This window comes from Bacillus siamensis (assembly GCF_051628075.1).
Classification (GTDB): Bacteria; Bacillota; Bacilli; order Bacillales; family Bacillaceae; genus Bacillus; species Bacillus siamensis.
Map to the genome: position 1 here is coordinate 3370587 of NZ_CP155579.1, position 12867 is coordinate 3383453.

The 12867-nt window shown below is 45.6% G+C and carries 11 protein-coding genes; 1 reads left to right on the forward strand and 10 read right to left on the reverse strand.

All coding sequences use genetic code 11. From position 1 onward, the window contains the following. Positions 1-148: 148 nt before the first annotated feature. From ABDB98_RS16715 to ctpB, 3 genes are all read right to left on the reverse strand, one after another. Positions 149-1345: a PDZ domain-containing protein gene (locus tag ABDB98_RS16715; protein WP_438420735.1), complete on the reverse strand. Its 1197-nt coding sequence runs from the start codon at positions 1343-1345 to the stop codon at positions 149-151. A 74-nt stretch (positions 1346-1419) separates the two neighbouring features. Then, on the reverse strand, positions 1420-1773 hold the full coding sequence (gene swrA, locus ABDB98_RS16720; protein WP_012118562.1) for a swarming motility protein SwrAA: 354 nt from the start codon (positions 1771-1773) through the stop codon (positions 1420-1422). Between the two features lie 374 nt (positions 1774-2147). Next, positions 2148-3506, reverse strand: coding sequence for a carboxy-terminal processing protease CtpB (gene ctpB / locus ABDB98_RS16725; protein ID WP_438422165.1), 1359 nt, complete (start codon positions 3504-3506; stop codon positions 2148-2150). Positions 3507-3715: 209 nt separating this feature from the next. Here ctpB and ABDB98_RS16730 point away from each other — a divergent pair, with 209 nt between their 5' ends. Continuing rightward, on the forward strand, positions 3716-5122 hold the full coding sequence (locus ABDB98_RS16730; RefSeq protein WP_438420736.1) for a right-handed parallel beta-helix repeat-containing protein: 1407 nt from the start codon (positions 3716-3718) through the stop codon (positions 5120-5122). A gap of 46 nt (positions 5123-5168) precedes the next feature. Here the strand turns inward: ABDB98_RS16730 and ftsX are convergent, their stop codons facing one another. The 7 genes from ftsX to hpf form a co-directional block, all read right to left on the reverse strand. Beyond that, positions 5169-6059: a permease-like cell division protein FtsX gene (gene ftsX, locus ABDB98_RS16735; protein WP_013353766.1), complete on the reverse strand. Its 891-nt coding sequence runs from the start codon at positions 6057-6059 to the stop codon at positions 5169-5171. Continuing rightward, positions 6052-6738, reverse strand: a complete 687-nt coding sequence (ftsE, locus tag ABDB98_RS16740; protein ID WP_003151418.1) for a cell division ATP-binding protein FtsE — start codon at positions 6736-6738, stop codon at positions 6052-6054. Before ftsE ends, ftsX begins: the two co-directional genes overlap by 8 nt. Positions 6739-6956: 218 nt before the next feature. After that, the gene (gene cccB / locus ABDB98_RS16745; protein ID WP_016937788.1) at positions 6957-7298 is read right to left on the reverse strand and encodes a cytochrome c551; all 342 of its coding nucleotides are present in this window, start codon (positions 7296-7298) and stop codon (positions 6957-6959) included. 35 nt (positions 7299-7333) lie between these two features. After that, positions 7334-8182 (reverse strand): YitT family protein, encoded by an 849-nt coding sequence (locus ABDB98_RS16750; RefSeq protein ID WP_438420737.1) that lies wholly within the window; start codon positions 8180-8182, stop codon positions 7334-7336. 168 nt (positions 8183-8350) lie between these two features. Then, a protein-coding gene (gene prfB, locus ABDB98_RS16755; protein WP_438420738.1) for a peptide chain release factor 2 occupies positions 8351-9452 on the reverse strand; the annotation gives its coding sequence in 2 pieces (ribosomal slippage) (positions 8351-9379 and positions 9381-9452; 1101 coding nt in all). 74 nt (positions 9453-9526) lie between these two features. Continuing rightward, positions 9527-12052, reverse strand: a complete 2526-nt coding sequence (secA, locus tag ABDB98_RS16760) for a preprotein translocase subunit SecA (RefSeq protein ID WP_438420739.1) — start codon at positions 12050-12052, stop codon at positions 9527-9529. Between the two features lie 165 nt (positions 12053-12217). After that, the gene (gene hpf / locus ABDB98_RS16765) at positions 12218-12784 is read right to left on the reverse strand and encodes a ribosome hibernation-promoting factor, HPF/YfiA family (RefSeq protein WP_060964155.1); all 567 of its coding nucleotides are present in this window, start codon (positions 12782-12784) and stop codon (positions 12218-12220) included. Positions 12785-12867: the final 83 nt, after the last annotated feature.

Below are 12867 nucleotides of genomic sequence, written 5' to 3' on the forward strand. Positions count from 1 at the left end.
CTTTCCAATAAGCCATACCTCTCCTTCATTTATTTTTTTATTATTTCAAAATAAAACAGCTAAGAAAATATAATTTTCTTAGCTGTTTTATTTTGAAATCTAGTTTAGGAGTTCTTGAAACTATTCCGAATAATTATGAAAAATCACATTATAATGCTGTCATTTCTTCTTGCTCATGTTCATGTTCATCCTGAACGAATAAAATACCTAATTCATGATGTTCGCCTTCATAGGACGCGCGCTGATCAAACCGGAGCTCACCATTCAGGCCGATGATCTCCATTTTTACAAATGCGCGGTTTTTTTGAAGTGCTTCGTAAAAATCCGATACATGCTTCACGGGAATGCCGTTTACTTTCGTTATAATCTCACCGATCTTCAGCTCAAGATCTTCCGCGGGCGTATTCGGAATGATGCCGAGCACCATTAAGCCCTGATCCCGCTTAGAGAAATAAAACGGAGCCGCGTTATCGTTCAGCCGCTGTCTCAATGATAAGAACAAGCGTCCGAGCACCGCAATACAAGCGGCAGCACCGGCAAGCGGACTCCACCAAAGGGCCGCTGCCCCGAATGCGGTGACGATAATCCCGAGAATCATGACACGTTTCGCCGTTATCCGTATGCTGACTTCCGGAAGGGATCCCTGCACACGCTGTCCGAAGCCGGCGATATAAGGAATCCAGATCAGATGGAAAGAGCCGCCCGGCACGGTAAAGACAGGCCACCAAGAAAGGTGTGACTCAAGCCCGCTGCCCGGCACCAATAAGAAAAGCGGAAGCAGCCATGCGCGATTCGCCAATTGACGGCCGATGGGCAGACCTCTGCTGCTGACGACAAGCGCCGGAGATGTTTTCAGGTGCGCTGAACGGTAAGCAGCCGCTCCCTCCGTGATGATCAAAAGGCCCATAAACACGGCCGCTGATGCCCAATTCACGCCGAATGCCTGCGGAAACCGATCCGCAAACGGCACTGTGTGGGTATACTGAAGGATAAACGCAATCAACATGCCGGCGCTGACAATATAAGCTGATGACAGCCAGTTCATACGGAACGTCAGCGATGCCAAAGCCGTCATAGCCGCAATTATGCCGAGAAGACCGAATGGAATCGAAATTCCCAGTCCAAAAAATAATATGGAGAGAAGAATACCCGGTATAAGCCCTTTTATGTATGTAAAGATAAGCTCGTCATACATATCTGCGATTTTTGTATGAAACGTATGGCGTTCACGTTTAATCCGCAAATATCCGCAGGCGAGACTTATGATGATAAAAAACCAAAACATCGGGTGCAAAAAAAACAGACCGATACTTTTCAGAAGTTCAATTCCCCATTGAACAGACATTGCTTTCACCGCCTCAAGCCAAACATTTTAATTCTATTCTACCAAATAATCATTGGCTTGAATATCTCAAACGTCTATCTCTCTTCCGTCATCCACAACGTCACATTTGAGAGAGAGAAATCTTTCAGATAGTGGTCGACTTCCACCTCGATTACACCGCTGATCAAAAGCATGGACCGTTTAATATCCGTCAGATTGATTCCTAAACGTTTATGGTTTTTCATTAAGTAGGTGAAATAATGCTTTGCACACTCCTCATTGATATCGTGAACACATTCAACATTTGTGTAATTGACCAGGTATCTGCTGAACAGCATAAGAAGACTTAGTGCTTTTGTTGATGAAAATGTAACGTCTTTTGTTCGGTCTTTTAGTTGTTCCACTAATTCATAATATTTTTTTTCACGCACAATACTTGCCCTCTTCAATTGTGAACCCCCATTTTTTTATCCAGATAAGCACGGGTGATTACAGCTGCCGTGCTGAAGCGCCGCAAACACTTCTGCTTTCAATACTGAAATGCAGCTGCCAAACTAAAAAACTGTTCTCTATTAGAACCTTCTTTTATTGTAAGAACTAAAACTGACTGAGGCAACTTTCAAAAGTTTCATTTTGAATACATATTAACTCGGCATAAAGTCTCTCTTCCCTATAAATATCGGGTAATGTTTGTCCTTTATAAATGTTTAAATGTGAAAATTTTTTTAATATCTTGTCAAAATCGTCATAATTATATGTCTTTTGGTTCATTTGTGAAACATGACAAAAGAAACAGGAGGCTTAAAAAAAGCCTCCTTTTCATTTATTTAACAAATAATGATTTTAACGCCATTTGCAGCTGTATATCATTTTTTTCGTCAGATTTCTTCTCATTCATCAGCTGATTCATTTTTTCCGCTGTTTGTTTGTCAATGACAGCTGTTTTATCAAGTTTGTACCGATCTTGGAACGCCATGACGGCTTTTTTCATTGTGCCGCTGAAATAGCCGTCCGCCCTGCCCGGGTCGAAACCCAAGCCTTTCAGCAGGATTTGCGCGTGTTTGACATCCGCGCTGTTCATATCAGACTGAAGCGGCTGTTTCAGCTGAAGCGGTCCCGCCGCAAAATAATCCGGCTGGCTTACGGCGATTGTCGGAGTAATGCCTTTTTTGTGAATCCAATTGCCTTTCGGTGTCAGCCATTTGTAAAGCGTCAATTTAATGTTGCTGCCGTCTCCCATCGGCACGGCCTGCTGTACCGTTCCTTTACCGAAGGAGGTATCACCGACAACGTCATAATGCCCCGCTTCTTTCAGCGCGCCCGCAAGAATTTCGGAAGCGGAAGCGCTCCCTTTATCCGTAATGACATTAACGGGATACGGCTTTTTATGTTTTAAAGTTGAGAAATATTGTTTTTTATCTCCGTTGCGTTCCGCGATTTGGATATACGGCATGTCTTTTGTGACGAAATGCTTTAAAATCTGTTCGACGCTTTGAAGGTAGCCGCCGGGATTCCCTCTTACGTCAAGAACGAGTCCGTCAATCCCTTGTTTCTCAAGCTTTTTCAGCGCCGCGGCGAAGTCCTGAGCAGTATGCTCGGAAAATGTCGATATAGCGATGTAGCCGACATGATGCCCGCCTGATTCCTTACGTGAAGCAAATACGGTTTCCAGCGGGATTTCCGCTCTTTTAATCCGGAATGACAGCTGTTTTTCAGTGCCCGGACGATGTATTTTAATAGAAACCTTCGATCCTTTTTTCCCTCTGATTTTCAGCACGGCTTCATTTAAATCTTTCCCGTTCATTGACTCGCCGTTTATACTGATGATTTCATCATTCGGCTTGAGGCCTGCCTTTTCAGCCGGAGATTGCTTAAACGGTGATACGATAATGATTTTATTCTCTTCCATACCGACTTCAGCGCCGATCCCTTCAAAAGATGAATCCAGAGAATCGGAAAACTGCTTGGCGGTCTGCTTGTCCATATAAACGGAATAAGGGTCGTTTAATGTAGACAGCATCCCCTGAATCGCTCCTTCAAGAAGCTTTTCTTTATCCACATTTTCCACGTATTCGTTCGAGATCAGCTCATATGCTTTTTCTATTTTTTCCATTGCCTGGCTTCTTTCTGCTTCTGATGATTTCGGCTGTGCCGCCCCGGCAGTATGGGCTCCGCCGCACATGATGCTGACGGCCGCTATCGCTGCGATCATTTTCTGCTTCATCGTTTACCTCCTCTTAGTCCTTTTACGAAAACCTGGAGATAGTATGTGTAAACCGAAAAGAATTCATGTAACGGCAACAAAAAAACGGAACCGATAGATTGTTTCATATAAATGGGTAACGTATAATATTTTGTATGCAATTCATTAAATATACAGGAGAATGCGATATGAACATAAAATTGTCGATTTTATCCGCGGCGGTGCTGGCCGCAGGCATTACCGCCTTTGTCTGGCATAAAACAGAGGCCAATGAAAAATCACAGGCTGACGCTCTGTATGTTTCTCCCGCGGGAAACGATCAAAATGACGGAACGAAAGAAAAGCCGTTCCGCACATTGAAGCATGCGGCGGAAAAGGCTGAGGCCGGAACAACCGTATTGATTCGGGAAGGAACGTACGACGAAACATTTGAAGTAAAGCACAGCGGGACGGCGAAAAAGCCGATTACATTTCAGAACTATCAGAATGAGCATGTCGCCATCAGCGGCAAATCTGCGCCTAAAAGCGATTCTGAAACACCGTTAATTCAAATCCGCAATAAACAGTACATTACCATTCACGGCATTACGCTTGAAAACCTATCCGTCTCATCAGAAGATGCGACAGCCATGGGCATCTACGTCACCGGATCAAGCAGTCATATCGCCATTGACGGCAACCATATCCGGAATATTAAAACAACGGCTGATGAGGGAAATGCACACGGCATCGCGTTTTACGGCTCGGGCGCCATGAAGGATGTCAGCATCACAAATAACACCGTTGAAAAACTGACGCTCGGCGCAAGCGAAGCGGTCGTGCTGAACGGGAATGTTGACGGATTTAAGATCGCCGGCAATACCATCCGGGACAACAACAATATCGGGATTGACGTGATCGGCTATGAAGGAACTTCCAAGCAAAACGACTATGCGCGAAACGGCGTCATTGAAAACAATACGGTGAGCCATAACTCTTCTTACGGAAACCCCGCCTACGGCAATGAATACTCTGCTGGCGGTATATACGTTGACGGTGCAGAACATGTGGACATTAAGAAAAATACCGTTTATAACAATGACCTCGGCATTGAAGCCACTTCCGAGCATAAAGGAAAGTACGCACAAGATATACGGATTACGGATAACAAAGTGTACAACAATGCTTACACGGGTATTTCAATCGGGGGATATGACACAAAACGAGGCGGCACAATCAATTCCGTGATCGCTCACAATATCATGTACCGAAATGACAAGAAGGACCTTGCCGGCGGCCAGCTGCTGCTCCAGTACGATACAAAAGGGAACACCATCGAAAAGAACATCATGACGGCAAGCGGTTCACGAATTTTTATCGCAAATGATTATACGAAAAACGAAGGCAATATTGTTAATCATAACGTCTATCACAAAGAAACGGGAAAAGACGGCATTTGGAATTGGAAGAACAAAGAATATGATTCATTCGCAGCGTACAAAAAAGGAACAGCAAACGATTCAAATTCCATATATGCCGATCCGATGTACCGTGACGAATCGTCTTATGACTTTACATTAAAGCCGGGATCACCGGCCCTGCCCGTCATTCAATAACAGAACCATCAAAAAAAGCCAGTCTCACAAAGACTGGCTTTTGCATTTATACACGAAGGAATTTCCGGATGGAAGTCAAACTTCCCCATACTCCGATAACCGCGCCGATCAGAATGAGCACAAGTGATACTTGGAACACAAACGGACTGTACGGCAGGAGTGAAACAAATGAGCCTTGAACTTTCGGAGCCACCCAAGCGACCATTGACTGGTACGTGCTCAGCACGAGAGCGATCGGTATGACAGAACCGAATACCCCAAGCAGCAGCCCTTCAAGGAAGAACGGCCAGCGGATAAACCAGTTTGTCGCGCCGACAAGCTTCATGATTTCAATCTCTTTTCTTCTGGCGAAAATCGTGATTTTAATTGTATTTGAAATTAAGAACATCGCCGTGAACAGAAGGCCGATGATTAACGCGATCCCGATGTTGCGTGACACTCCGACGATCTTGAACAGACGGCTGACTTCTTCTTTCCCGTATGTCACTTTATACACATGATCCAGCTTCTCAATTTTTTTCGCGACTTTCGGCGTATCATGCGGATCTGTCGTTTTGACGATAAACGCGTTGTTCAGCGGGTTTTCCTGATCTTGCATTTTCATGGCCTTGCCGCTGTCGCCGAAGCTTTTGACCAATTGATCAAGCTCTTTATCTTTAGATGAAAATTCTACGCTTTGGATTCCCGAGATGTCTTTAATCTCATTCTGCAGCGTATCCTGCGTTTTCTTATTTGACGTCAGATCAATTAATACTTTAATTTCCACTTCTTTTTCAGCATTTTTAGCCATGTTGTTTAAATTCAGCATAATGACTAAAAACACGCCGACCAAAATCAATGTAACGGTAACGGCGCTGATGGATGCAAAAGTCATCCATGTGTTTCTTCCGAGAGATTTAAAACTCTCACGCAAATGGCGCCCGAGAATTTTAATCATAAGAACCATACTCCCCTCTTGACTCATCACGCACAATAATTCCGTCTTCGATCGCGATGACCCGTTTCTTCATGGTGTTTACTATTTCTTTATTGTGTGTCGCCATCACGACGGTCGTTCCGCGGTTGTTAATCTCTTCCAGCGTCTTCATGACTTCCCATGATGTGACCGGATCAAGGTTGCCCGTCGGTTCGTCAGCTATAACGACATCAGGATTGTTGACGATGGATCTTGCGATGGAAACACGCTGCTGTTCTCCTCCGGAAAGCTGGTCGGGAAACTGCCGCGCTTTATGCTTCAGCTGCACAAGGTCGAGCACTTCGAGCACGCGTTTTTTAATGACTGACTGCTGCTCTCCGATAACCTCAAGCGCAAACGCTACGTTTTCAAATACCGTCAATTTCGGAAGAAGTTTAAAATCCTGGAAAACAACACCTATTTTACGCCGCACGAAAGGAATCTCTTTTTCTTTCACAGCCGCGAGATCTTTATGATTAATCAATATTTGCCCTTTTGTCGGTTTTTCTTCTCTGTAAATCATTTTAATAAAAGTAGATTTACCGGCTCCGCTCGGTCCTACGACATATACAAATTCTCCGGGATGAATCATGACTGACAGCCCGTTAATCGCTTTTACACCGTTCGGATAGGATTTATATACTTCTTTCATCTCTATCATGAAATCACCTAATCTTTTATTTATGTCTTGCAGCCATAGAGTTCGCAAAAATACTGCGGTTTATGGCCAGCTTACCAGGAAACAGATGAAAAATCTGAAAGTTCCTTTTCCTCAGTACACTTCATTATACGTCAAATTTAGACATATTACTATTACAGTTTCTTTTCATTCCCAGGCCGTGAAAAAACCTTGCCCCTATAACAGGCAAGGTTTTTCTGTTATTTTTTCTGTGACAGCCATTTTGCGATCTTCGCGGCTTCCTCATCATTTACAAGATGGCTCGGCATATTGCCCCGTCCGTTTTTAATGATGCTTTCAATTTTGGCTTCATCATATTTCCCGCCGACTTCCTGTAAATTCGGACCTCCGCCGCCTTCTAAATCTTTACCGTGACAGCCGATACAGCTTTGCTGATAAAGCTCTTCGCCCGCTGACGCAGATGCTTTCGATCCGCCTGAGCTGTCAGAGCTTTCTTTTTTCGATTCATTGGCTCCGCCGCATGCCGCCAGCAGGACGGACATGGTCAGAACCAGCGCCAATAGCGCCCATTTTGATTTCATATGTAAGATGCACCCCTTCGCTATTATAACCCTGTTTATGCGCGTTTGAAACCCTCGCCGAGCACCTCGCTTGCGTCTGCGACAATGACAAAGGCTGACTCATCAATTTGTTTGACGATTTGTTTCAGTTTTGTGAATTCGGTCTGGCCGACGACACACATTAAGATCGGCCGGTCATGTTCCGTATACCCGCCGACTGCGGAAATCTTCGTCACACCCCTGTCAATTTCCGTAAACACAGCCGACCTGACGGCTTCTTCATGCTGCGTAATGATTAAAGCCATTTTGGAGCGGTTGAACCCGACCTGCACGACATCAATCGTTTTGCTTGAAATAAATACCCCAAGCATCGCATACAGTCCCTGTTCCACTCCGAAAACGAGCATCGCGCTCAGCACAATTAATCCGTCCATGATGGCAAGGCACGTTCCCAGTGAAAGCCCCGTGTATTTGTGGATAATCTGCGCCGCCAGTGCCGTTCCCCCCGTGGAGCCTTTGCCGAGATACACGATACCGATCCCCGTGCCGATCCCGACGCCTCCGAAAATCGCCGCCAGCAGTTCATGGGTCGTCGCGGCAGGCAGGTCTCTCGTTAAAAAGACGGCAAGCGGCAGAACGATGGAACCGACAAGTGTCTTCATTCCGAATTTCCCGCCGAGAATGATCACGCCGGCGATAAACAAAGGGATATTAATGATCCACTGCACGTAAGCCGGCTCAAAACCAAATGTCTCCAAAATGGTGCTGATTCCGCTTACTCCCCCCGCTGCTATACGGTTCGGCAGCAAAAATACGTTAAACACGACCCCTGTAATCGCCGCGCCGATCACGATATATATGTAATCTTTGATCAGACGGAGCGGCTTATTGTGATTCACATTCATGCAAAATCCTCCGTTCTCCGATTTTCTCTCGATAGCATTTTAAGTCTTCCCGGCTTAGAAGTAAATAACAGCCAAATACCGTATTAATTTGCTAAAGCGCTATTGTGAAAAATGGAAAAGAGAACGGATAAAAAAACACACCATGCCAAAGGCAGGTGTGTTCCCGGATTAAGACAGTTTAGAGCGTAAGTAGGCATCAATGAAGATATCAATATCTCCGTCCATAACCGCCTGTACGTTCCCCATTTCCGTATTGGTCCGGTGGTCTTTCACCATGGAGTACGGATGGAATACGTAAGAGCGAATTTGGCTGCCCCAGCCGATTTCTTTCTGTTCGCCGCGGATTTCGTCAAGCTCCGCCTGCTGTTCTTCAATTCTGCGCTGGTACAGCTTCGCTTTGAGCATTTTCATCGCTCTGTCTCGGTTTTTGATTTGTGAACGTTCCGTCTGGCATGTAACGACTACATTTGTCGGCAGGTGGGTAATCCGAACGGCCGAATCAGTCGTGTTGACGTGCTGTCCGCCGGCACCGCTTGCCCGGTACGTATCAACTTTAATGTCTTCAGTCCGGATTTCAATGTCAATTTCCTCATTGAATTCAGGCATGACTTCACATGACACGAATGACGTGTGGCGGCGGCCAGATGAATCAAACGGAGAAATCCGCACGAGGCGGTGTACGCCTTTTTCCGCTTTTAAATAGCCGTATGCATTGTGGCCTTTAATGAGCAGTGTAACCGACTTAATTCCGGCTTCATCACCTGGCAGATAATCAAGCGTTTCAACTTTGAATCCGCGTCTTTCCGCCCAGCGGGTATACATTCTGAGCAGCATGGAACCCCAGTCTTGGGATTCTGTACCGCCGGCACCCGGGTGAAGTTCTAAAATCGCGTTATTTTTGTCATACGGTTCACTGAGCAGCAGCTGAAGCTCAAATTCATTCAATTCCTTCGTTAATGACTTCAGCTCTTTCTCAAGCTCCTGCTGAAGATCCGTATCGGGTTCTTCTTTTAAAAGATCATGTGTCATTTGGAGCTCTTCATGAGACTCGCTCAGCTGATGGTAGGAGTTCACGTATTCTTTCAGACCGTTCGCTTCGTTGATGACAGTTTGGGCCTTCTGCTGGTCATTCCAGAATTCCGGTTCCGCCATCTTTTCATCTAATTCTGCAATGCGGGCTTCCTTTGATTCAAGGTCAAAGAGACCCCCTGAAGTCCGCTAAACGAGAAGCCATATTTTCGAGCTCTGCCCTGATTTCTGATAATTCCATTCCATTCACCTCATTAAAAGATCCGGGGCGCCATAAGACGCAGACCCGGTCATGTTCGATGCATACAGTCGTGACTATTCTGTCCGGCCGCAGCAATTTTTATATTTTTTTCCGCTTCCGCAATGGCAAGGCGCGTTGCGTCCGATATCTACGACTTTGCGTACCGGCGCTTTTTTCGCTTGTTTGGCCTCATCGCCGTCCTGCGGCTGGTGAGCCGTTGTTTGGCCCTGAACAACTTCTTCGCGTTCCAGATTGCTTTCAATCTCGGCCTTCATGACGAATTTCGCAACCTCGTCCTCAATGGACTCAATCATGTGCTCAAACATAGCGAAACCTTCCATTTGGTATTCACGCAGCGGATTTGTCTGCGCATAGGCGCGAAGGTGAATCCCTTGACGCAGCTGATCCATCGCATCAATATGATCCATCCATTTTGAATCGACGGCACGCAATACGATGACTTTTTCGAATTCACGCATCTGCTCTGTGCCGAAATTCTCTTCTTTTGCATTATATTTTGTCATGATGCGGTCCATGATCATCTCATGCATTTCATCCGGTTCTTTTCCGAAGATATCGCTCTTTTCAAGCGCGCCTTCATCAAGATACGTTGTATTCACGAGTTCCACGAGGCCGTCAAGATTCCATTCTTCCGGAAGCTCCTCTTTCGGCGTATAAGCAGCAATTGCACGCTCCAGTGAAGACTTGATCATGCCTTCCACAATATCACGCAGGTTTTCAGAGTCAATGACTTCAAAACGCTGCTTGTAAATGACTTCGCGCTGCTGACGGAGCACGTCGTCATATTGGAGAAGCTGTTTACGGGAATCGAAGTTGTTTCCTTCGACACGTTTTTGAGACGATTCCACGGCGCGTGACACCATTTTGCTCTGAATCGGCGTAGAGTCATCCATACCGAACCGGTCAAGCATCGCCATCGTCCGTTCAGCTCCGAAACGGCGCATCAATTCATCTTCCATTGAAAGATAAAATTGTGTGATACCCGGGTCTCCCTGGCGCCCTGAACGTCCGCGGAGCTGGTTGTCAATCCGGCGGGATTCGTGGCGTTCCGTACCGACGACTGCAAGGCCGCCAAGCTCTTTTACGCCTTCACCGAGTTTAATGTCGGTTCCGCGTCCTGCCATGTTGGTCGCAATTGTGACAGCGCCTTTTTGTCCCGCTTCTTCAATGATCTGAGCTTCACGCTCATGGTTTTTCGCGTTCAGCACCTGATGCGGAATTCCTTTATTCTTCAGAAGTTTAGAAATCAATTCAGATGTTTCAACGGCAACCGTACCGACAAGAACAGGCTGTCCGGTCATGTAGCGCTGGGCGACATCCTCCGCCACCGCCTTGAATTTCCCTTCCATTGAGCGGTAGATCAAATCCGGACGGTCTTCACGGATGACCGGCTGGTTGGTCGGAATGGATACAACCTGCATGTTATAAATATTGCGGAATTCTTCCTCTTCCGTTTTTGCGGTACCGGTCATGCCGGCAAGCTTTTCATACATACGGAAATAGTTTTGGAACGTAATTGTCGCCAGAGTCATGCTTTCATTTTGAATCTCCAGGCCTTCTTTCGCTTCAATCGCCTGGTGAAGGCCTTCGCTGTAGCGGCGTCCTTTCATCAGACGGCCGGTAAAGGAATCGACGATGACGACCTGGCCGTCCTCAACAACATAATCCACGTCTTTCTGCATCGCCGCATGGGCTTTTAAAGCCTGGTTGATATGGTGGTTCAACGCCACGTTTTTGACATCAAACAGGTTGTCGATGCCGAACGTTTTTTCAGCCTTTGTCATTCCTTCTTCCGTCAGCTGAACGCCCTTCGTTTTGACGTCATACGTATAATCCTGATCTTGCTTGAGTGTGCGGACAAACGCATTTGCCTGCACGTACAGTTTTGTAGACTTCTGAGCTTGTCCGGAAATAATCAATGGCGTTCTCGCTTCATCGACTAAAATGGAATCGACTTCATCAATAACAGCAAAATGAAGCGGGCGCTGCACCATTTGTTCTTTATAAAGCACCATGTTGTCACGCAAATAATCAAAGCCGAGTTCATTATTTGTTGAATATGTGATATCGGCCGCGTAGGCTTCGCGTTTTTCGTCTTTTGACAACGAATTCAGGTTCAGGCCGACTGTAAGCCCGAGAAACTCGAAAATTTCTCCCATTTGCTGGGCATCACGGCTTGCCAGATATTCGTTGACCGTTACGATGTGAACGCCTTTTCCCGTCAACGCGTTTAAATATACCGGAAGGGTGGACGTCAGCGTTTTCCCTTCCCCTGTTTTCATTTCGGCGATGTTCCCCTCATGAAGGGCAAGGCCCCCCATCAGCTGCACTTTAAACGGAAACATGCCGGTTACGCGGCGTGAAGCTTCACGAACGACGGCAAACGCTTCGACAAGAAGGTCATCCGTCGTTTCTCCTTTTTCAAGCCGCTCTTTAAATTCTGCCGTTTTTTGTTTAAGCGCATCGTCAGAGAGATTTTCATAATCTCCTTTTACAGCATCAATGTCATTCGCTATTTTTTCGTATTTGTTCAGCGCACGTTTGGTCGGATCAAACATTTTATTTAAAATCCCAAGCATCTATAACGCTCCTCTATGTTCACATGCAGATTTCGCATGGAATAAATGATAATTTTCTGTCCATGTATACCTCTCATTATCATAACATACCTTTTGCTATTTCCAAAGAATTTGCAGATAAAGAAAGAGAAAAACCTTCCGCGCGTTCACGGAAGGCTGGATGGTTTATTCAGTCGGTTCAATTAATCCGTATTTGCCGTCATTCCGGCGGTAAACGACATTTGTCAGATTCGTTTCCGCGTTGGTGAATACGAAGAAATTATGTCCGAGCATATTCATTTGGAGAATCGCTTCTTCATTATCCATCGGTTTTAAATTAAAACGTTTCTGACGGACAATTTCCGGGCTGTCATCTTCAATTTCGTCCTGAACCGCTACGTTTGTATCAGCTGCGCTTCCGTTCTCGAAGTAATGTTTCGGAAGACCCTGCTCGCGGAATTTTCGGTTGACTTTTGTTTTATGCTTTCGGATTTGACGTTCCAGCTTGTTTGTTGCGAGATCAATTGCATTGTACATATCCTCGTTATGCACTTCAGAACGAAGCGACAGATCAGTCATCGGAATGGTGACTTCAACTTTGGATTCCTTATCATTATAGAATTTTAAGTTGACGTTCACATCGGCATTGACGCTCTGCTCGAAATATCGTTCCAGCTTGCCGATTTTTCTTTCCACATGATCCTTTAACGCAGGTGTAACCTCAATGTTTTCTCCTCTGATATTGTAGTTCATCAAAGAACGCCTCCCTTTATCTAAGGATATGTAACTATTTCTCTTTTTCCCCTTCTGATCCCTGCTGAAACGTTAAAATAATG